This window comes from Streptomyces atratus, assembly GCF_040655115.1.
GTDB classification, from domain to species: domain Bacteria; phylum Actinomycetota; class Actinomycetes; order Streptomycetales; family Streptomycetaceae; genus Streptomyces; species Streptomyces atratus_D.
Map to the genome: position 1 here is coordinate 39167 of NZ_JBFAJH010000029.1, position 19608 is coordinate 58774.

General features: G+C 69.3%; 23 protein-coding genes and 4 pseudogenes. 3 read left to right on the plus strand and 24 right to left on the minus strand.

Going from position 1 to position 19608, the window contains the following annotated elements; genetic code table 11:
- Nucleotides 1-24: 24 nt before the first annotated feature.
- Nucleotides 25-120 (minus strand): annotated as a pseudogene (locus AB0I23_RS26300) (transposase); the annotation flags it as partial.
- A gap of 342 nt (nucleotides 121-462) precedes the next feature.
- Between AB0I23_RS26300 and AB0I23_RS26305 the strand changes: the two are divergent.
- Nucleotides 463-873: a hypothetical protein gene (locus AB0I23_RS26305; protein WP_359112830.1), complete on the plus strand. Its 411-nt coding sequence runs from the start codon at nucleotides 463-465 to the stop codon at nucleotides 871-873.
- Entirely contained in the window at nucleotides 870-3026 is a 2157-nt protein-coding gene (locus tag AB0I23_RS26310; RefSeq protein ID WP_359112832.1) for a tetratricopeptide repeat protein, read from the plus strand. Before AB0I23_RS26305 ends, AB0I23_RS26310 begins: the two co-directional genes overlap by 4 nt.
- Nucleotides 3027-3048: 22 nt before the next feature.
- On the opposite strand, the gene AB0I23_RS26315 is transcribed toward AB0I23_RS26310, so the two are convergent.
- The 7 genes from AB0I23_RS26315 to AB0I23_RS26345 all read right to left on the minus strand — a co-directional run bounded on the left by AB0I23_RS26315 (nucleotide 3049) and on the right by AB0I23_RS26345 (nucleotide 6941).
- The gene (locus tag AB0I23_RS26315) at nucleotides 3049-3900 is read right to left on the minus strand and encodes a methionyl-tRNA formyltransferase (RefSeq protein ID WP_359112835.1); all 852 of its coding nucleotides are present in this window, start codon (nucleotides 3898-3900) and stop codon (nucleotides 3049-3051) included.
- A 90-nt stretch (nucleotides 3901-3990) separates the two neighbouring features.
- On the minus strand, nucleotides 3991-4608 hold the full coding sequence (locus tag AB0I23_RS26320; protein WP_359112837.1) for a DUF6879 family protein: 618 nt from the start codon (nucleotides 4606-4608) through the stop codon (nucleotides 3991-3993).
- Nucleotides 4601-4870, minus strand: coding sequence for a hypothetical protein (locus tag AB0I23_RS26325; RefSeq protein WP_359112839.1), 270 nt, complete (start codon nucleotides 4868-4870; stop codon nucleotides 4601-4603). The genes AB0I23_RS26320 and AB0I23_RS26325 overlap by 8 nt, the downstream gene beginning before the upstream one ends.
- 555 nt (nucleotides 4871-5425) lie before the next feature.
- Nucleotides 5426-5746: an esterase gene (locus AB0I23_RS26330; RefSeq protein WP_359112841.1), complete on the minus strand. Its 321-nt coding sequence runs from the start codon at nucleotides 5744-5746 to the stop codon at nucleotides 5426-5428.
- 84 nt (nucleotides 5747-5830) lie between these two features.
- Nucleotides 5831-6043, minus strand: coding sequence for a hypothetical protein (locus AB0I23_RS26335; protein ID WP_359112842.1), 213 nt, complete (start codon nucleotides 6041-6043; stop codon nucleotides 5831-5833).
- Nucleotides 6044-6357: 314 nt separating this feature from the next.
- Nucleotides 6358-6543 (minus strand): hypothetical protein, encoded by a 186-nt coding sequence (locus AB0I23_RS26340; RefSeq protein ID WP_359112844.1) that lies wholly within the window; start codon nucleotides 6541-6543, stop codon nucleotides 6358-6360.
- A gap of 56 nt (nucleotides 6544-6599) precedes the next feature.
- Nucleotides 6600-6941 (minus strand): DUF317 domain-containing protein, encoded by a 342-nt coding sequence (locus AB0I23_RS26345; RefSeq protein ID WP_359112846.1) that lies wholly within the window; start codon nucleotides 6939-6941, stop codon nucleotides 6600-6602.
- A 224-nt stretch (nucleotides 6942-7165) separates the two neighbouring features.
- Between AB0I23_RS26345 and AB0I23_RS26350 the strand changes: the two genes are divergently transcribed.
- Nucleotides 7166-7432 carry a hypothetical protein gene (locus AB0I23_RS26350; protein WP_359112847.1) on the plus strand — a complete coding sequence of 89 codons (267 nt, stop codon included), beginning with the start codon at nucleotides 7166-7168 and terminating at the stop codon, nucleotides 7430-7432.
- A 4-nt stretch (nucleotides 7433-7436) separates the two neighbouring features.
- Here the strand turns inward: AB0I23_RS26350 and AB0I23_RS26355 are convergent, their stop codons facing one another.
- The 16 genes and pseudogenes from AB0I23_RS26355 to AB0I23_RS26430 all read right to left on the minus strand — a co-directional run bounded on the left by AB0I23_RS26355 (nucleotide 7437) and on the right by AB0I23_RS26430 (nucleotide 19561).
- Nucleotides 7437-7925: a hypothetical protein gene (locus AB0I23_RS26355; RefSeq protein WP_359112848.1), complete on the minus strand. Its 489-nt coding sequence runs from the start codon at nucleotides 7923-7925 to the stop codon at nucleotides 7437-7439.
- Nucleotides 7926-7962: 37 nt separating this feature from the next.
- Nucleotides 7963-8823, minus strand: a complete 861-nt coding sequence (locus AB0I23_RS26360) for a DUF317 domain-containing protein (RefSeq protein ID WP_359112849.1) — start codon at nucleotides 8821-8823, stop codon at nucleotides 7963-7965.
- Nucleotides 8824-8951: 128 nt separating this feature from the next.
- Nucleotides 8952-9608, minus strand: a complete 657-nt coding sequence (locus AB0I23_RS26365; RefSeq protein WP_359112852.1) for a hypothetical protein — start codon at nucleotides 9606-9608, stop codon at nucleotides 8952-8954.
- On the minus strand, nucleotides 9605-10072 hold the full coding sequence (locus AB0I23_RS26370) for a type II toxin-antitoxin system RelE family toxin (protein WP_359112855.1): 468 nt from the start codon (nucleotides 10070-10072) through the stop codon (nucleotides 9605-9607). Before AB0I23_RS26370 ends, AB0I23_RS26365 begins: the two co-directional genes overlap by 4 nt.
- A 28-nt stretch (nucleotides 10073-10100) precedes the next feature.
- Nucleotides 10101-10694, minus strand: coding sequence for a DUF4913 domain-containing protein (locus AB0I23_RS26375; RefSeq protein ID WP_359112856.1), 594 nt, complete (start codon nucleotides 10692-10694; stop codon nucleotides 10101-10103).
- A gap of 93 nt (nucleotides 10695-10787) precedes the next feature.
- A complete protein-coding gene (locus tag AB0I23_RS26380; RefSeq protein ID WP_359112858.1) occupies nucleotides 10788-10949 on the minus strand; it encodes a hypothetical protein in 162 nt (53 codons plus the stop codon).
- 432 nt (nucleotides 10950-11381) lie between these two features.
- Nucleotides 11382-11672, minus strand: a pseudogene (locus tag AB0I23_RS26385) (DNA cytosine methyltransferase); the annotation flags it as partial.
- 115 nt (nucleotides 11673-11787) lie between these two features.
- Nucleotides 11788-11970: pseudogene (locus AB0I23_RS26390) on the minus strand (DNA cytosine methyltransferase); the annotation flags it as partial.
- Nucleotide 11971: 1 nt separating this feature from the next.
- Nucleotides 11972-12553, minus strand: coding sequence for a hypothetical protein (locus tag AB0I23_RS26395; protein ID WP_359112859.1), 582 nt, complete (start codon nucleotides 12551-12553; stop codon nucleotides 11972-11974).
- A 41-nt stretch (nucleotides 12554-12594) separates the two neighbouring features.
- Complete coding sequence (locus AB0I23_RS26400; protein ID WP_359112912.1) at nucleotides 12595-13764, minus strand: DnaB-like helicase N-terminal domain-containing protein; 1170 nt, start codon at nucleotides 13762-13764, stop codon at nucleotides 12595-12597.
- Nucleotides 13764-13991, minus strand: coding sequence for a hypothetical protein (locus AB0I23_RS26405; protein ID WP_359112861.1), 228 nt, complete (start codon nucleotides 13989-13991; stop codon nucleotides 13764-13766). Before AB0I23_RS26405 ends, AB0I23_RS26400 begins: the two co-directional genes overlap by 1 nt.
- Nucleotides 13988-15776, minus strand: a pseudogene (locus AB0I23_RS26410) (type IV secretory system conjugative DNA transfer family protein). The gene AB0I23_RS26405 and the pseudogene AB0I23_RS26410 overlap by 4 nt, the downstream one beginning before the upstream one ends.
- A 107-nt stretch (nucleotides 15777-15883) precedes the next feature.
- Nucleotides 15884-16555: a hypothetical protein gene (locus tag AB0I23_RS26415; RefSeq protein WP_359112863.1), complete on the minus strand. Its 672-nt coding sequence runs from the start codon at nucleotides 16553-16555 to the stop codon at nucleotides 15884-15886.
- Between the two features lie 332 nt (nucleotides 16556-16887).
- Nucleotides 16888-17385 (minus strand): hypothetical protein, encoded by a 498-nt coding sequence (locus tag AB0I23_RS26420; protein ID WP_359112864.1) that lies wholly within the window; start codon nucleotides 17383-17385, stop codon nucleotides 16888-16890.
- Between the two features lie 26 nt (nucleotides 17386-17411).
- On the minus strand, nucleotides 17412-18188 hold the full coding sequence (locus tag AB0I23_RS26425) for a hypothetical protein (protein WP_359112866.1): 777 nt from the start codon (nucleotides 18186-18188) through the stop codon (nucleotides 17412-17414).
- A 737-nt stretch (nucleotides 18189-18925) separates the two neighbouring features.
- Nucleotides 18926-19561 (minus strand): hypothetical protein, encoded by a 636-nt coding sequence (locus tag AB0I23_RS26430; protein WP_359112914.1) that lies wholly within the window; start codon nucleotides 19559-19561, stop codon nucleotides 18926-18928.
- Between the last annotated feature and the right edge of the window lie 47 nt (nucleotides 19562-19608).

Sequence of the window (19608 nt, forward strand, 5' to 3'; positions counted from 1 at the left end):
TCGCTTGCCGAGGCCGGCAGGCCAGCCTGGGAAGTTGTGCGGGACATATCTCCAGGAAATTCCGGTGCGGTTCACGTAGAGGATCGCGTTGAAGACGTAGCGGAGTTCGACTCTGTGAGGCAGAAAGTAAAACGACTCGAACTCGGCGACAGGCAGAGGCCGAAGCCGTCAGGTGCGTATATCTCCAGGACGGGCTGCATCGCGATCACCTGGCCGAAGTGTTCCGCATCCCCCGCCCGTGTCGCCTCCCGATTACGCCGAGCACCCTCATCTCGGGCAAGGAAGCTGAGCACTTTCGGTTGTACCGGCCTGAGGGGATACGGGGGTACGCCGACGACTGGGAGCGGTAGGTCCGCGGCAGTGGGCCGAGGACGGCGCGAAATGTCGCTGAAAGTCCGGTGTACTGACACTGCGTCGTCTCCCTAGAGTTGTGACCCGGGCCGGATCGAGGGAGGGCAAAGGATGGACGCGGAGATTACCCTTTTAGCGGGCACCGCCGGGACGACGATCGCGACGCTGCTGGCGACCGACACGTGGAACGGCGTGCGGAACGGCGTGGTCGGTCTGTGGCGACGTGTCCGGCCGGACCACGAGGAGCAAGTCGGCGCCCAGCTCGACACGTCGCGCCGGGACCTCCTGGGCGCGCAGAGCAGTGGTGACGTGGAGACCGAGCGGGAGATCGCGGCGGAGTGGCAGGGCCGCATTCGCCGCCTCCTCGTCGCGCACCCCGAGCTGGTGGCGGAACTGCGCTCCCTGCTGACCGAACTCGACCCCGGCACACCCGCCATCCCGACCGTCACCCAACGTGCGACCGCCTCCGGCAACTCACGCGTCTACCAGGCCGGCCGCGACCTGAACGTCGACCAGCGGTGACCGGCCGCAACGACGGCCGGGCCACTGATCAGGGGCGCGTCTACCAGGCTTCCGGTGACCAGCACATCACCGAGCACCACCATCACGGCGCCGCCTGGGCCGGCCCGGACTCGGTGCGGCATCCGCCCGTTGGCCGAGCACCGGCGATCCTGAGGGATCGCGGCGAACTAATTGGGCGCCTGAAAGAGGCGGTATCCGAGGACGCCGGAAGCACTGTGTTCGTCCTGCACGGCCTGGGCGGATGCGGAAAGACGGCGGTGGCGTGCGCACTCTTCGAACACGCAACCCGGGAACGCGGACGCCTGGGACTGTGGGTCAACGCCTCCGATCAGGCATCCCTGCGAGCCGGGATGCTTGCTGTGGCCGCCGACCGCGGCGCCGGCGACGGTGAGCTGATGGCCGCGCGCAACGGCTTACGCGCGGCCGCAGACTTGGTCTGGGACCATCTCGACCGGTCCGACGCACCATGGCTGCTGGTGCTGGACAACGCCGATGACCCAGCGGTGCTGCGGGACGGCGGATGGCTGCGCACCAGCCCACGCGGAACTGTCCTCGTGACCACACGACAGGCCGCCGGCCATTGGTGGCCTGCTGCCGAGCTGCTGTACGTGGATGTCCTGCCGCGTGAGGAGGCGGCTCAGGTCTTGCGTGATCTCGCCCCAGGAACGGGTTCCGCCGAGGACGCGGCCGCCATTGCCGACAGCCTCGGCCGCCTGCCGCTCGCTCTGACTCTGGCCGGCGGGTTTCTGGCCCACCAGGTGATCGACCCTTGGACGATGGAGGAGTACGGGCGTCGTCTGCAGGAGCGTCCGGATCCCATCGAACTGATCGACCAGGGAGCCATCGACGCGGGCAACGACTCGCGTCACCTGGTCAGCGGAACGTGGCAGCTTTCGCTGAACTCCCTGGCCGGGCAGAACCTGCCCGAGGCTGTCACCCTGCTGCGCCTTCTGGCCTGCTGGGCGAACGACCCGCTGCCCCTGTCGCTGCTGGCCAACGTCCGGTTCGACCTGCCCCTGCCCGCCGACCGGGTGGAACTGTCGCTTCGGGGGCTGCTTGACCACTCGCTCACCGAACTCGTTCCCGGCGACATCCGCTGCTTGCGTACGCACGGAGTGCTGCTCGACAGCGTCGCGCGCGTCACTCCGGCCGGTGAACGCGACCAACTCGCTGCCGCGGCGGCCGGACTTCTTCTGCGCTCCCTACCCGCGTCCCCGGAACGCGGCTTGCGTGACAGCCTGCTCACCACCCTCGCCCCACATGTCCTGGCGCTGCTTCGCCGCGTCATCACCTGGCCCGAGATCACGATCGGCACCGCCGAGTCCGCTGCCATCTGCGCCCTGCGTCTGGTGACGGCCCAGCATCGTTCCGGCGATTACGCATCTGCGCTGGCCATGGCCGAACAGGCGACGGTTCTCGTGCAACGACGACTAGGAAACGATCACGTCCTGGTGCTGCGTCTGCGGCAGCGGATCGGGAAGGCGACCGATCGTCTGGGGCGCCTCGAGGAGGCAGCGAATCTCCACCGCGGGCTGCTCGACGACTTCGAACGGGTCTGCGGTCCCGAGGCGCTGGACACCCTGACCACCTGCCTCCATCTGTCCCGCCCGTTGGTCTGGCTCGATCGAGTGACGGAAGCCGTGCAGTTGATGCACCGGGCGGTTGCCGGGCGAGCTGCGCTGCTGGGCCCATGGCACCCGCTGACGCTGGAGGCGAGGGCGTGTCTGCTCGAACTGCCTCCCGGTCCGGACCTGGACCGGGAGGCACTGGCAGGAACGGATTTGGTCGCCGACTGTCGTCGTGAGCTGGGCCCGGACCACCCGATCACACTGTCGGCCGATCTCAACTGCGCAGGAGCGCTGCTCAACACCGGAAAGCACTCCGAAGCACTGCTGTCGGCCCGCCGTGCGCTGGCGGCACACGAACACCGGTTTGGAACCGGCTACCCCATCACGCTGGCGGCACGAAGCCTGCTCAGCAACGTCCTGCACACGGTCGGCGAGGACCGGGAAGCTATCGAACAGGCGGAAGTCGTCAGGGAATGGCGCGAGCGGGTACTCGGTCCGGAGCACCCGTGGACGAGGGGGATCCGGGACAAGCTCGTGCGGTACCGGCGTTCCCTGGCGGAGGCAACGTCACCAGACCCGAACTGACACGCGGCGGATCGGTGCCCGTTCAGGATTCGGGGTCCGCCACCGGTACCGACTCCGTGATCCATACGGGTCCATCCCCACACGTCACCTTGATTCCGTCCGTCGGCTGCAACGATGTGCGCAGAACCCGCAGACGACGGTCAGCCACCATGGCAACTGGGCCGGATCTTCCCGAACTGCCGAACCTGATAGCGCGCACCTGGTTGTGGATCTCTTCCCTGGAGGTGTTCCAGTCGATCTGCGAGAACTCGGGTTCCATCCACCCCGCGTAGGTGGCCAACCCCTCCTCCTGCGGTGCACCAGGCGAACCGGCTACGGCCAGCGAAAGCGCACGGGGCAGAAGCCGCTCGATGTATCGGTCGACCTCTTCCCATAACAACTGGGGGGCGACATCGTCGCCCAACGCGATCCCCGCCTCCTGGGCCAGGATCCCGCCGGAGTCGAATTCGCTCTCCATCCAGTGGACACTGACACCGATTTCCTTATCGCCGTTCCTGATCGCCCAATTGACCGGAATGGGGCCTCGGTATTTCGGCAGCATCGACGTATGCACGTTGATGGCACCCAAATTCGTCGACCGGAGTACCGTCGGCGGCAGCTTCCAGGGGAAGCCGTAGCAGACGATAAGATCGGCCTGGTACCCCGCGACGATGTGCGGCAACATACTCTTCCGGCCCGGAATCAGCAGATCCATTCCGTTCGGCAGGGCGTCGACGATCTCGCCCACGACATCGCCCGCACCGCGTCGCGTCGGCTCGCCCGGCCGCAGCGATCGCGCATGCAGGTAAGCGACGGGCGTGTGCCCGGCCCGCTCGCACACGCGGTGCAGGAGGGCGAAGCCCTGTGCGGAGTATGAAATCAGGATAATGCGCATATGCAGCCCTTGTGATGCGACCGGCATCCGGCCGAAACTCTCATGCCCATCCCGGACTCTCCACCGAGTTCCGGGCGGGATCACTCGGCCCTACTCCTCGGTCACGGTCGGTGGAGGCAGTTGGGCGACCCGGCGGGTGAAGAAGTCGCCCAACGGCTCACCAGCCCGGTGCATCTCCTGGATCGTCTTCCGCCACCGGGAGATGACGCGCGGATCGTCGAAGCGGATACCGCCGGCGAGTTTCCCGTCGTCGTCATAAAGCACCTCGTACATCACCGAGGAGCCGAGGACCACGACCTCCGGAAGCGGGTGCTGCGCTTCGTACCGAAGAATGCCGTCCCCGCCGAGGACTCTCGTATCCTCCCCGCACTGGGCCTTCAGGTTCAGCAGGTGAAGCTCCCACTGGAGGTACGGAGCGATGGGCTCCTCCACACAGCGGACACGGTGGAGGACGAACCCGCTTCTGGCGATTCGCCGGAGGTACTCCTCATAGTGACCCCGCTGTCCCTCGATCAGCGCCAGGGACTCGTCCCAATGCCCCTTGCGGAAAGCCTCCCAGCTCTCCACCCCGGGCTCCTGGAAGCTCTGCTGACGTTCGAGCTTCCAGAACCCCTCGGAGCCGGAACGCCAGAAATGGCGACCGAAGTCCTCGGAGTAGTCGTCAAGTCCGAGGCGCTGGCCCGGGCCGTCGGCCTGTGAGCTAAGCATCGGGAAGGTCTACCTTCGCCGCAGCGGCTGTCCTGCGGGGGATTACGACGATCCGTTCGTCCGGGGCGACGACGAGCCCCGGGGGAAGGTTAGGCAGGTAGGAATCGGTGAGGTCGCGGCCAACGACGGCGATGTCCCCGTTCTCCAGTTCCCAGATGTCCGGGCATCCCTGCTCGCCGCCCGTGGTCCCGAGCTCGGTGGGGGATTTGCCCAGGCGGCGCACCAGCGGTGAAGAGGGATCGGCTTCCCAGCCCCGAATCATCACGGTTCTCCATTCAGTCCCCCCGAAGGTAACCTAGATCACACCTGATGCAATGTCGGGCAGAGACTTCCAGCCATCCGAACACAACGGCTCGTCCGCCTGCATCGACCGGACAGTCGGACGGATTACGGTGAAGTCGCCCGGGGCGGACCGGCAGGAACGACCGGACTCACGCCCGGCCGACCGTGACAGCGCTTCACGAATATGCACTGCCGTCCCGTCCGTCCCCGCGAGTCTTGTAGTAGTCGATGGGGCACGCTGGAGGGAGAGCGCACCGGTCAGGTCTTCGACGGACCTCGGATCCTGTGGGGAACATGCGGTCCGGGCAGCGAAGAGAGGGTCGACGGCACGGTTGCCAGAAGCGGCATTGGCAGCCCAGGCCGCCAGGGGCTGGCGGTCGCCCTGCACAGAGCTTCTCGGCTGCCCGCCGACGCACCGTGACCCACGCACGGCACAGGACGTCCCCCGCATCTCGTAGGCGCCCCGATGCGGTGGCCGAGGCCCGGCCCCTCGACGAGTTGGCTGCGGAGTTGGAGGAAGGCGCTGCGGTCCCGATCAGGCCTGGGCGAGGCGGTTCGAGAGGTCGAGGGCGGAGGTCGCGACCGTGAGGGCGGCGCACAGGCCGAGTACCTCGTGGATGGTCGGGCGGACCAGGAGGGGCCAGTCGTCCGGCGCGGCAGGCCAGGAAGCGAGATGTACCTCGGCGGTGGCCAGGCCCAGATGGGCGGTGACGTTCCAGCCGCTGGGGGAGGCCGGCTCCCAGCGGAGGCGAATGCGTCCGAGAGGGAGCCTCGGGGATTCGGCGGCGAGCCAGGTGATGTCGAGCGGCCCCGTCGGGCGGGACGGAGACGCGCTGGACCAGTGCGCCGCGTACACCGCTCGGCATGGGGTGCGCGGCGATGCTGTGGAGCGGAAGGACGTGCGACGAGATAGGAACCTCCAGGGCGTTGATGGGGTTGGTCATGTCCAGTTGAGGGCCTCGCCCACGGACGCCGGGAGGTAGCCCTCCTGGCCGTCGTCGGCGATGAACGCTTTGCCGTCCCGGACGATGACCTCGGCTCCCACGTGGTGGGCGAAGGGGAAGTCGGGGTTGACGGCGAGGCGGATCGGCAGGTTGGGGTCAAGCTCCTGGAGCTGACGGAGCACATGGCCGACGGTCAGGTGGCGGGGCACGGAAGGCCTCCAAGATCGGTAGGGAAGGGCGGGTGCGGGGAAGGCCGACTCGTCTGCACGTCAGGGCAGCCGGACAGGGCCACGTACGTTGGGCGGGATATCAAGTCCGATGTCCTGCCGCCATTCGCGGTCCTCGCGGCGCGTTCACGTCCGTGGTGGTAGGAGCGGGGGTTGTGGCCGGGGCAGCAGTTGTAGCGCCGCATCCCGCGTCGGGTCATCATCTTGTCGCGCGTCATGTGGTGCGGTCCCTTCTTCATGCCGGATCGCATGGGTGCTGTGGCGGAGAGCGGTGGTTGTTCAGCGACTTGAAAGCGTCATGCGGATGCGGTGTCCGCGAAGTCGCGCTGCCACTGGCGTCGTTCGGCGTACCGGGCGGCACGGCGGCGGACGGTTTTGGAACGGCGCCCGTACTGGCCGGGTAGGTAGTAGCAGGTGCAGCCTCGTCGGACGTAGGCGCACGTGCGGCGGTGGCCGGGGCGGGTAGCCAGGAGCATGCGCATGGCCGGAACCTCCTGTCTGGTTGGTGCTGTTCGGAGCGCGCGGTGTGGTGACGTGGTCAGCGGTGGGCGACGAGGGCGGCGATGAATCCGGCGACGGCCTCGGAAGGGGCGTGGAGGTCGAATTCCTGAACCCATGGAGCGTCTTCGGCGGGCTGGACCCGGATCTGCCAGACGATGTCGCGTTGCCAGGCGGCGGGATCTTCGGGGAGCCAGCCGACGTAGATACGGCCATCCGGGCTCGTAGCGTGGACGTTGGCCTCCGGGGTGTCGACGACCGTCCAGCCGAGGGCGTTGAGGAGGTCGAGGACCGGGGCCGCGCAGTGGTCGGAGGAGAGCCGGCAGCGGTCTTCCACGGCGGGGCGGACGACGGCGGGCAGGAGGGTGGCGGAGGCGTTCACGGTTGGACGATCCCTTCGTTGACCTGCGGTTTTTCCCAACACCCGTACGTTGGCATGCGGTGCGCAGAAGTACGTAGTCCTTTCCCGGGAAGCGGCGTCTGCCGTGGGCGAACTGGCCGCTGGCAGCAGATGGCCAGCGGCTCCGGGAATGGATGAGCGGACCCGGTTGTCGTATCCGGGTCGCGGCAACGGGCCGCACAGAACCGAAGGGGAGAGGAACCGGGGTGGCGGAGCCGGGCAGATACCGGGACCGAGTCGGGCTGGAGCGAAAGATCCGCGCTGCAGGGCGGCCGTGGACGGTCGGGGACATCGCGGTGGTCGCTGACGGCCAGTGGGCTGTTGGTACGCAGTGCGACGGGTGCTGGGACGAGGGCGCGGTGGTGGAGGAGCGGATCGCGGAGGGGTGTCGTATCGAGTTGACGTTGGAGGAGCTGGCCCGCGCGGTGGGCTCCCGCATCGGGGATGCCCACCGCGACGAGGACCTCGCCTGACCGGTCAGCGGCGCGGCCCCGGGTCGGCCACCGGCGGGCCGGCAGCGGCCGAAGGGGCGGGCTGATCGGGTACCTGGCCCAGGGGGCGTGGTGTGTGCCCGGAGCGGGCGACGGCGGCCTGGGCCAGTCGGACTGCCGGGACCGAGGCCGTGGTCGCGGCGGCTTCGCGGGCTTCGATCACGTGGCTGATGGCCTGCAGGGACGTACTGCTCTCTGCCTTGGCGACGCGGAGGTCTGCCGCTGAGCTGGTGATCCGTTCCAGGTCGTAGAAGGCCGGCACGTGGCCGGGGCGGGTCAGGGCGTGCAGACGGTCCTGGTGCACGGTCGCGGCGCTGTCGGTGATGACCATGGCCGAGCGGATGCGCATGGCCGAGCGCAGGAGCGGGTCGTCGCTGGGGCGGCGGATTGCGAGGGATGCCAGAGCGTCGATGGGGCGGTTCCAGGCTTTCTCGATCATGGCTGTGGCCTGGTCGAGTGCGGTGGTGTTGGACATGAGCTGCTCCAAATGGTTTGGGGAGAGGGCGTGTTCGTCAGCGGGCGTACCCGGAGCGCAGGGGCTGCGGAGCTGGCAGCGAACGCGGCGACGGGGTTACGGGGCGAGCTGCGGTAGTCGTCGGCAGCACCGTGGAGCGGGAGTTGGCTGCCTGGATGCGGCGGATATCCAGGGGCGTGGGTATACGCGGTTTGACCGGTGTCGCGGTGGCCTGTGGGGGAAGGCGTTGCAGGTCATAGCCGTAACGGATGACTGGTGACGGGTCGGTGAGGGCGGTGTTCATCGCGGTCACCAGCCTCTGCGGGGTGAAGGAGGAAGCGGTGGCGTACCACTGGTTTCCTGGCGGCCCGGCAAGGGTGAGCCAGCGTTCTTGATGGCCCCGCATCTCGGCGGTGTGGTCAAGGTGGTTGTGGCGCAGGTAGACCTCGGCCAGGTGGTCGGGCGACTGGAAGAAGACGTTCTCGGGGCTGTAGCTGTGGCTCCAGCCCGCCGCTGCCAGAGGTGTGCCGGCATCCAGTGCGGTCAGGGTGCTGTTGCCGTGGTGGAGGTAGGAATCGGGGCCCTCGGCGTAGGCGGCGGCGAGCGCGGTGGTGAATCCGGCGACGATCTCGGTGGGGGTGCCGCTCTGGAAGGTGACCAGCCAGCGTGGCGTCGCGTAGTCCGAGCTGTACGCGGTGATCTTCCACAGGGCGTCGTCGTCGCCCTCGGGCAGGTAGGCCAGGCGGACCCGCTGGTCAGGGGTGTTGACGTACACGTTGCCCAGGTCGTCGTCGTTCAGCAACCAGCCGCTGTCGAGGAGCGGACGGAGAGCGGGGTCACCGGTGAACGTTGATCCGGCGAGGTAGCGGGGGCTGACGTGGTACTCGCGCCACTGCTCATCATCCGAGCTGAAGGTCATGGGAAGTTCCTGAAGAAGAAAAGGGGGAGGGGGACGCGCCTGCGTACGCCGTGGAACGGGCCGTTCGGCCGCACACGGGCGCCGTGGAAATGAGCCACATCACCGGCTCTGGAACGGGTTGTGGGGGCTCACTCGGCGGTTTCCATCCGGGCGAGCAGTGAACGGACCAGGGCGGGCAGGCGGCCCGGGCCGTCGCTGATCCAGACGTGGTCGGTCGCTTTGCCGAGGACGTACGTGGCGTCGTCGAGGAGGCCGCTGGAGATCTCCATGCAGGCGTCGGTAATCCGGGTGACGGCGAGCAGGGACTCGGAGAGCACGGCGACGTAGTCGCCCGGCGGGAGGTGGGCGGCCTTGGCGGCGGTGCGGATTTCCGTCAACTCCAGGTCGCTGAAGGCGAAGTCGAGCTCGGTGCCGTCGGGCGTGGTGAAGGTCGGGTCCGGTGGCTGTGTGGGGATGCCGACGCGGGTGCAGATCTGGTCGACCGAGGTGGTGAGTTCGGCGAGGGACTCGGTGAGCCATCCCAGCGCGGAGGCGTAGGAGGCCAGGGTGAACAGACCCGCCGGCGTCGCGGGGCGCGGCTCGGCGGCCAAGAATTCTTCGAGCCGGTCGTTCAGCTCGCAGATCACCCTCGGTCCGGCCGACAGCGCACCCAGTACGGGGTGCAGATAGGAGCGGCTGGCAGCCGTCGGGTACTCGGCGGTGAGGATCCCGGAGACACTCTGCGCGGCGTCGGTGAGCAGGCCCGCCAGTTCGGCACGAGTCAGCGGGGCGCGGTCGACGATCATCGGTGGGGAGCCTTTCGGGAAGCGGTGGCAGTGGGCTGGGCCGCCGCCACTGGGAGGGGCGTCGGCTGGTTTGCCGCGCGGGGAGAGCGGGAACAGGCGGCCTGCACGCGGGCTTCGGCGGCGGAGGCTGTCTCGACGTTCTGGTGGGAGCCGGTGCGCAGGTGGGCCGTGCGGTAGACCGCGTACTCCTTCCGGCTGCCGACGGCGACGAGATAGATCTCGCGCTTGTGGTGCGAGGTGGGCGGGGCGGGGCGGAACTGGATGACCATCCGATAGGAGACGGACGGGTCGACGTACACCTTGTGAAAACCCGCGAGACGGCCCTTCAACGGCAGGCAGTCGTCACTTCCGTGAACCAGGTTCTGCAGCTCCAGCAGCGCCAGATCACGTATCTCGTCGGGAAGCTCCCGCAGGTCAGCGATGGCGTCCGGGTGCGCGGCGAAGGCGAAGCGGGCGCGGCTCACATCGACCTTCCCGGGTTGAGTACGTCACTCATGCCGCCAGCCCCAACGGCTCGGGCGCGGGGGTGGCCAGCACGCGGTGGTTGGGCCGGGTCGGGCTCGTCGTGCACGCGGCGAACGGGCCGTCGGGAGCACGGAGGTGGACCAGTGTCTGGTCGAGGTGGTCGCGGTGCCACGTCGAGGGACCGGACAGGCCGGCCTCGGCGTCGGTGAGCTGCTGCCACGCGAGCCAGAGGGCATGCAGCCGGGCAACGGCTTCGGGGTGTTCTTGCCACCGCGCGCACCACGGGCGGGTCGTGCTGATCTCTCGCCCGTAGATCGGGAGGAAGAGGTGGTTCACCCAGGCACTGAGGGCGGCGAGTTCGACGGCGTACGCCTCACCGCCCAAGGCAATGATGAACACCGAGGTGGGGCCAGCCGCCGGCTCGGAGCCCGCTGCTGCTGCCGGAGCATCGTCGGTCGGCTGGGGGACGGGTGTGGGCTCGGAGCCGAGGCGATCGAGGAGGACGCCGTGCTGCCTGACCTCGGCCATGGTCTTGGCGAGGCTGCTGGCGAGGTCGTCGAGGTTCCCGTCGGGGACACGGAACGGCTCGGGGCCGAAGGCGGTCGTGCTGGTGTCGGACATCGGGGCGTGCTCCCTCTGTGGGACGGCGACATGGGGAAGAGGATCCGGAGAAGCCGCGATTTGGCCCGGCCGGGAAAACCCGGTAGCCGGGCGCTAGGCCGCCGCGCAGCGAGGGCAGCGAGGGAAGGGAGGGGCCAGCAACCGCACCGCCCGAGCGGCCTGTTGGGGTACGACACCGTTGCCGAGCGCGGTGAGCTGAGCGGGGCGGCCGAGCCCCGGGGTGGCGGTGACCCAGCCGGCATCGAGGCCCTGCATCCACTCCACGAAGTCGGCACGCAGCCGTCCGGCCGCGTCGGTGGGCGCCGGGGCAGGGCGGGTGAGCGTCTCCCATCGGGTGATGGCGGCTGCGTACGCACCCCATCGTCGGTCTGCTCCGATTGCTTCCAGAGCGGCAGAGCCACCGTTGGCGAGGGACGCGGCTGGCCCTTGCCCGGTCGGCGTTCCGGGGCGCCCGGGTCGCGGGTCGGTGGTGTGGGCAGCAGGGACGCTGCCGCGCTCGACAGGGTCATGTCGCCGTTGCCGTGCCGCTGGTTGGGCGAGCCCTTGGTTCCGTCCGACGCCTTCGGGGCGGGCAGGAGCCACTCCACCTCGTCGGCCAGGTTCGGTCCGTGGCCCCCGCTCTTCCTCTTGGCGGGGTGTTGTGAACCGCCGTTCCTGCCGATGTTGCTGGTCGGCGTCTTGAGCAGGGGGCTCGGCGGGCCAGGCGGCGAGGAAGGTCCGCTCGCGGCGGTGCGGGGCCCCGATGTCGGAGGCGCGAAGCACGAGCCACCTCGCGTCGTACCGGAGGTCGGCCAGGGATCCGAGTACGGCACCGAGTGCTCGCAGAGGAGGCCGGCCTGGGGTGTCTCCCAGACACCACGGGCAGAATTCCACGTCGCCAGGGGAACCGGCGGGTGAGGTGAGGAGGCCGCACACATTCTCGATCACAACCAGGCAGGGTCGGAGGGCCTCGACCGCACGGGCGACGTGCAGCCACAGCCCGGAGCGGGTCTGGGAGTTGAGTCCGGCCCGTCGGCCGGCGACCGAGACGTCTTTGACAGGGGAAGCCCGCCGTCAGGACGCACACCGGCGGGACGTTGGACCAGTCGACGGTCGTGATGTCGCCCAGGTTGGGCACCCCGGGCCAGTGCCGGGTCAGGATGCGCGAGGCGCCCGGATCGACCTCCGCATGCCAGGCCAGACTGCCGCCGAGCACGGACTGCACCCCGAGGTCCAGCCCGCCGTACCCGGAGCAGAGCGAGCCGATCAACGGCGGGCGCACGCTGCTGGTCCGCATGTCACCGCCCCCGCACGATCCGGCCCGGTGCAGCCGCTGCCGGCGTGGCAGCGGGAGGTGCGGGTCGGGGAGCGGGAGCTGTGGTCGTGGACCGGCTACGGGCGGCTCGGAGCCGTACGGACAGAGGCGAAACCGTCGCCGATGCGGCGTGAAGGGAGTCGGCGGCTTCGCGCAGGGCCGTGTCCGCCGAACCGAGAGCGTCTTCCATCACCCGCACTGCTGCCTCCCGGGCCTCCTGGGCGTCGGGCCGGTTACGGAGATGCTCGGTCTGGTTCAGGAAGGCAAGCTGGTGAGCCGTCTCCCCGAGGGCGGACGCCGCCTCGCCGGCAGGTCGCGCAGCGGCAGCGAAGCCCGCGATGACCCGGGCCGTGTGGACTTCGTGGTCCTGGGCGGCGGCACGGAGGAAGACCTCATGGCCCAGGTCGGTGATCAGCTCGCCGAGTTCGGATATCTGCCTGGCGACGGCGACGATGCCGGGCAAGCGGCGGTAGTTCCCAGGGACCGGGAGCTTGCCGCGCTGGGCGTCGAAGGCCGAGGCCGTGGCACTCAGGGCAGAGATGTCAGAGCTGGGGGTGTTGTTCACGGTGAATCCCAAAGGAGAGGACGAACAGAGGACGGGGGCTTTCAGCTGTGGCCGCGCGAGGGAGATCGCACGGCAGCAGGGCCGGGCGCAGAGCGAGTTCGGGCCGAGGACGGCGAGACCGGGTGCGGCGTGCTGCGAGCGAGAGCGGCGTGCACCCGCGCAGGAGGAGGCCCGTTCGACGAAGAAGCCGGGGCCGGCGACGGCGGAGAGTGGCCGTTCGCCGTCTGCCAGCGGGTACGTACGTCGTCGAGTGGACCGAGCGCGTGCAGGGCGTGATTGATGAGCTGCCCAGGGGACAGGGACTCGTTCTCCGCCAAGCCCCGAATGGTGCGAGCAGAGGTGACGGCGGTGCGGGTGACCGAGGAACGGATCACCTGCTCACCGAGCCACTCGGCGCTGCCAGGACCCACACCGTCACAGATGGCGGTGATCTGCCCGCCGGACAGCGTGCCGTCGGCCAGCAGACCGCGCCGCTGCGCCTCCCAGAGCAGGGTGATCCGGTCGATGGGCTCGCCCCGGTGGTTCAGCGCGCCGAGGCAGCGGTAGAGCTGCCCGTGGGCCGGGTCGGCGAAGTCGCCCGGCCGCAGCCAGCCCACCACCTCGTCCATGGCCCTCGGCCGCTCAACAAGGACGGCCAGAAGGAACCGTTCGTCCTCGGCGACCTGACCGGCCCGAACCGGCGGCGGCGCGGCCGGAGCGGTGGCCGGCGGCGTAGCGGGCGGGACCGGGCGCGGTTCGGTGCCCCACTGCCGTGCGAGTTCGTCGAGAACCCCGGTCAGAACGTCCGCGTGGTGCAGGGCTCCCTCGACCTCGCCCCGCAGGGCGTCGGCGCGAGCCGCCTGGTGAAGGCGGATCGCGTGCGCGGTGACGCTGCGATGGATCGCCCCCTCCAGCACCATGCGGCCGTACGCCGGAGCGTGTTCGGGACGCGGGCAGGAAGAGACAAGGGTGTGGGCGTAAACCGCGCTCAGCCCCCGTACGTGGTGGCCGGCCTCCTCGACCGCATCGGTCACCCACGACAGCGGCACCGATGTATCGGCTGCCAGTCCGGGGTGGCCGTCGGCCCGGAGCTTGCGCAGCGCGGCGAACAGCGCCTGGTGGACCGGCCGGTCGAAGTGATCCGGCGCGAGCCAGTCAAGATGCGCCATCTGGCCCGGGTCGAGGAGCACCGAGCCGAGTACCGCCTGCTCCGCGCGCAGCAGCGGGTTCATCACTCCCCCCCAGTGTCTGGAGCGGGAGGTTCGCTCTGCCGGATACGGAGGTCGGCGACCGCCTGGTCGGCAGCGGCCATCGCCTCGGCGAAGCCGTCCAGCACACCGGTGAACACGGGGTCGGCGGCGAGAACCGAGTCTGCCCCACTGACCAGCCACCACTGCCCGTCACGCAGAACGACCGGCGAACGTTCGAGCCGCCCGGGACGCGGCGTGGGCGCACTCATGCCGACAGTCCGAAGCCGTCACGGCCGAGAGTCTTTGCGATGGCCCGTTCGGTGATGGCCTTCGTCGCGCGGGCGGAGGCCGGGCCGATCACCTTGGCGGAGGGCTCCTTGTACCAGGGCCGCAGATCGAGCATCGCCACCCGGATACCCGTGGCCAGGAGCAGCGCCTTGCCCTTGGGTAGGGCGCGTATCGCATCGGGCGGCAGGATCCGCTGGGTGCGCATGCTGACCGAGGTGGACTTGCCGCCGTTGCTGGTGGACACCGATGTGGTCTGCACGTCGTGGTCGCCGACCTGCCTGCTGAGGCGGTCGGCGAAGTCGGCGTCGTCGATGCCCGAGCCGATGATCTTGATGGTGGCGGCGGACCAGAGTGCGTCCATGCCGGCCTCGCCCCAGCACCGCTGGCCCTGCCGGTAGGACTGCAGGATCGTCATCGGGATGACACCACGGCTGCCCAGATGGCTGTAGAGGTCGGGGAGGTCGGAGATTTTGCAGACGTTGGCGGCCTCGTCCAGGACGCACAGGGCAGGCGGGTCGAGCCGTCCGCCGGAGCGCTCGGCAACGATGACGGCCGCGCGCATCACGGCGTCGGCCGCCGCGGCGATGATCGCGGATGCGCTGCCGCCGCCGTCCTTGCTCAGGAGGTACAGGGTGTCGCGGGAGGTGGCGAAGGTGAAGGGCTTGAACTCGGGCAGATCCTTGGCGGGGGTGACCCATGCGGCGACATCGGGGTCGAGCAGGCAGCTCGCGTACTGCCTCGCGGTCTCGTAAATACCGTCGCGGGTCTCGGTCGCGCCGGAGACGGTGCCCTGTAGCTGGGCCGCGACCGCGTCGTGGCCGGCATCGGTAAGCAGGTCGACCGGGGTCCGGTCGGCGGGGGAGGCGAGCCAGGCCAGGACATCGGTGATCGGCCGCCGATGGCCGGCAGCGGCGAGGAACAGCGCGCCGAGCGTGTTGGACGCGGCGGTGGACCAGAAGTCGGAGCCGTTCGACTCGTCCACGCTGGCGGCGACGAAATGCCCGGCAAGACGTTTCGCGCCGGCCAGATCGCGGGCGTCAGCCAGGATGTCCCACCACATCTCGCGCGGATGGTGGGCGATCTGCTGAGGGTCCAGAGTCCAGAGCGTGCCGACCTCGGCACGGGCGTCCACCGTCGCGGTGAAGGCGTCGTTCGCCGCCTTGTTCGAAGTCAGCAGCACCGGACCGGGGGCCGCGAGAATCGCGGGAATCGCCAGCCCGGACGTCTTACCGCTGCGCGGGGCCATGATCGCAACGATCACGTCCTCCCAGGACGCGCGAACATCGGCCCGCCCGGGGGAGAGGGTGCCGAGCAGGATGCCGCGGTCAGCAGGAGCGACCTCTTTTACACTCCCGACCGCTCAGGGACGGCCGCAGGCTCCGGGCCTTCGCGGTGATCTCCTTGTCCAGCAGCGGAGCAAGGTCGACCTTCTGGGCCAGGCCGTTCTTCGCGCCGCCGCGCAGCCGCATCCACAGCACCAGGCCGAGGACGGTGAGGCAGAGGGACAGCAGGCCGGGGACGATCCGCGCGCCGACCAGCAGGGCGGTGGGACTCAGATGCGGCCACAGCACCTCCGGGTGAAGCAACGCGTCGGTGGCCCGGTACGGGGCCCAAGGCCCAGCACCGAAGAACGTGTTGCTGACGTTGCCGGTCAACCAGGCGAGCGAACCGAAGGCGAGCGCGATGCCGAGCAGGCCGAAGAGGAGATAGAGGAGCGCGTCCGACCCGGTGGTGGTCGAGGGCGCGCTGGTACGTGGTGCGGGCATGGTGGGTCCTGGGAATGAGCGCAGACGAGTGATGGGGGTGGGGCACGCGGTGCTCTTCTACTGGTCATCGCGGCGGCTCCTGTTCGGAAAGGGAGTTGATGGTCTGGCTATCGGGTGCGAGGGATCGGGGGAGGCGGAGCGCTTGCCGCAGCCTCGGCAGAACTGGCCGGGGGCAGCGAGCGCTGGGCGGAGGCATTCGGCGAAGAGGCACGGGCCGCACGCTGCCGTTTCACTTCCGGACTGTCGTTGGAAGGCGCCGGGCTGGAGACTACTGAGCCGGCACCAAGGACGTCACTGACCGGCTCCCTGGTCCGCAGGACGTTGACCATCTCGTGGTGCCTGGGATCGGTGAGTCTGGTCGGGCACGCAGCTCCCCCGTCCTCGGCGATCTCCAACTGCTCTTGGGCGTCCTGGAGTATGCCGTGTGCGGCGGCCAACCGAGTCCAGGTCTCGTAGGTGGGGTTGTGGTGCGGGTCGTCGAACGTCAGACGTACGCGGGTCCAGTCGGCGGCAGCGGGGACCAGTTCGGTCAGCTGCGGCAGAGCCCCGACAAGTGCATCGTTGACCTCCTCAAGGATTTCGGCGACCTCCTCGGGCGTCGCGGCCTCGGTGAGCTGGGAGGTCATCCCGGGGACGGAGTGCGGGTCGGCAGAAGGCTGGGGCAGGTCTCGGGCCGGCGGCAGGCTGGAACCTGACGGCTTGCCGCGGTAGGCGAGCCGAATGTTGTGCTGCATCGCGGCACCAGCGGCCTCGCCGAAACTTGAATAGAACTCGGGCACAGCTGCTCCCTGATCGTTGTGCTGGATTTCCGGGCTGGGTGGTGGGGGCAGGCGGCAGACGTGTTCCCCACCGGATGGGCGGACTTGGGTCCGGGGGCTGGTCTTGTAGCGGAAGGGGGGCACCGGCAGACTCACGGCGTGACCGACAGGGCCAGACCGTCAGCGAGAGACGAGAGCCGGCCCCGGGCTACGGCGGGACTGCCGACAGTGACGATGAGCAAGCCGATGCGGATGTCGGTGGCCGGAGACGTAGGTGGCGGTGTCCGCGAGTAGTGCTTGTTGAGTGAACGAAGGCCGCCCTGCGCGCCCTACCCGTAACCGGCTTCGGACGGTCAGAAGTGGGGGTTCTCGGTAGGCCGGTCGGCCTCGGTGGCAGCCTGGAGCAGTTCGGTGAGGTCGTCGGGTCCGGAGGAGCGCTGGTCGAGCCACCACCCGGCACGGGTGATGGTGCGGGCGGCCTCCTCGATCTCCTCCCACTCCGGTTCGCTGGCCTCGCCTTCGAGGACCAGGGCGGTGTAGGCGGCGGCCAGGATCTGGTGGCGGCAGCGTACTCCCCAGGCGACGGCTCGCTCGGTTCCCTCCAGAGGAGGCATCCGGTACTGCTGCGACCAGGCTTCGGATTCGGCCTGCTCTTCGGCTCGTTTCGCCTTCAGCCAGGCGGCCTTGTCCTGCTCGTCGTCTTCCCTGGAGGCACGCCAACAGGCGGTGCACTCCTGCCTGGCGAGCCACTCGGCGAAGCCCGCGCGACGATCGGCCGCCCGCGCGGACAGGTCGCGCTCGTCCGGGTGGCCACAGGAATGGGAGATCTGCCAGATGGTCTTCACTGCCATTGGATCCGTTCCTTACGGGAGTGGGGTCAGCGGTTGTGGGCGAAGGCGATGCGCGGGTCGACCGGCCGAGCAGCCGGAGCGGAGGAGGCGGGAGCGGGAACCGGCGCCGGGCCCGACCCCGAGAGACAGGCGCGGGCTGGGCTGGTGGCGAGCGCGACGGCGCTGGACAGGGCGCTGCGAGCGGGGTGACCGGGGTCGTGCTCGTGGCACGTGGCTGCCGCAGGCACAGAGCCGCGGCGTGCTGCGACGTCCTGAGCAAGGCTGGGATGGATCGCGACCTGGAGATCGGATCGGTGCATCGACACCATGGCACCGGCGACCTTCCCGAGGGCCTCGCTGCGGTCGGTGGTGATGGGCAGCGTGTAGATGTCCAGGACCGGGTTCTGCCGCCAGCCGTGTTCTTCCAGGATGAGTCGGCCGCCGAGAGCGGAGGAGTGGTCGTCGGTGGCTGCGATGATGCCGAGCCGCGGGTGCTCGGCGAACGCGACATCGGGCTCAATACGCGGCGAGCTGTCACGGGTCGGAGCCGCATTGGAGGCCAGTGAGGGGTCGAAGGCGGCATCGACGTCGACCTGGTAGCCGGCCTTGCGTAGCAGCGCGACGGCCCGGGTGGTACGGCCCTGTCCGTCGCGCTGTTGATCGTCCAGGGCGTACAGCGTCGGCTGGTTCGGAACGGGGCGGAAGCCAAACCGCTTCAGCATCCACGCGCTGGCCGCGAGGTTCTTCGGGTTCGCGGCGACGATGCCGTAGTCGGGGTGGTGGCCGAATGCAAGATCGGGAAGCGAGTCGTAGTGGGTGGGCATGGCTGATCCATCCGGTGCAGGCGCGGGGAGCTGGGCGGTCGGGGGGCGAGGCGGTTCTGCTGGTGCGGGATATGGCGCACTCCGATGCGGGGAGCGGTCAGCGACCGGGTACGGACGAGGGACGGCGGGTGGCGGCGCGGGGCGTACGGGCGAAGCCGCCGGCATTGGTGCCGGGGCCATGCGCCGGACGGTCGGTGAGAGCGCGAGGTCAGCACTCACACGGGGCGAGGCGGAGTCCGGCCGTGGAGGCACGCCGAGCTGGTCAAGGCGGTGTCGATGGCGGCGAGCAAGCTCGGGACACTGCCGCCGCGCCGGGCGTGGGGGCCGTCGGGCTCCGAGTCGTAGATCACTTCGTGGACTGTGGAGTCGTCGGGATGCCATCGGGTCACCAACCAGCTTTCGGGGTGCCCTGGAGGATGGTCGGCCGGTGGTTCCTGGGGTGGCGAGACGATCAGCGAACTGCCGTCGGGAAGTGCGGCGTGGACGATTTAGTCGCTGAGGCCGTACTCGACGGTGCACTCCAGGCCGCGCTGCCGAAGGGGAACGGTGAGGTGTCCGTACCCGTGTTCCTGTCGAAGGGAGGCCAAGGGTTGATCGGGGCACATGAGTTTCTCCGTGTCAGGGTGCCCCGGCAGCCACGACGGGAGCCGCAGGCAGGTGGGGCATGGGGGCGGTGGGCTTCATGAGGATCTGGCGATCGGCCGGTTTGGTCGGGCCGGAACTCGGTGGTAGAGGCGTCAGAGGGAACGACGCGGGGCCGGCGCATTCGGCGCGGGCGAGACGGGCGGCGAAGCGGGTGAGGCCGTGCGGTTGACGGAGGTGGACCGGGCAAGGGCCACCCGGGCACGTGTGGCTTGAGGGGACTGGCCGGGATCCAGCCGACTGGCCAGGTGGTCAGCGGCCCGAGCGAGCGCCGGGCCCTGGAGGGACAACTCGTCCGCGTAGTGCCAGCCTTCGGAGTTGCGGATCTCCGTAGCCTGGCTCTCGTAGATCCCCCGCGAGCCGGGTTGCGAGACGTCCATGAGGGCCATCACCTGATCCCACTCCTGTTGGATCTGGCCTGCTTGTTCCAGGGTGGTGTCGATTCCGCGCAGTCGCCGCAGGTCCTCGCTGATCGGCCCCTCGGCGTAGTCGGTCTCGCTGGTGGCGGCGCGGACCCCGGCCAGTACCTCGGGGCCGTGGGCGAGGAAGACCTCGACGTGTTTCCACGCTTCGGCGTCACGGGCCACCTTGCCGTCCGCGTAGCACTTCTCGTCGATGGGCCAGCCGTCCTCGTCGCAGAAGGAGTCCGAGACCGCGTCCCAGGCGTCGGACGCTTGCCTGATGCCGGCGGCGGCAGAGGCCAACGCCGGGACATGCTGCCGCCACGCCAGGCGGTCAGTGACTGCCGATGGGGGCTTTTCGTTGGGTGCGGGAGAAC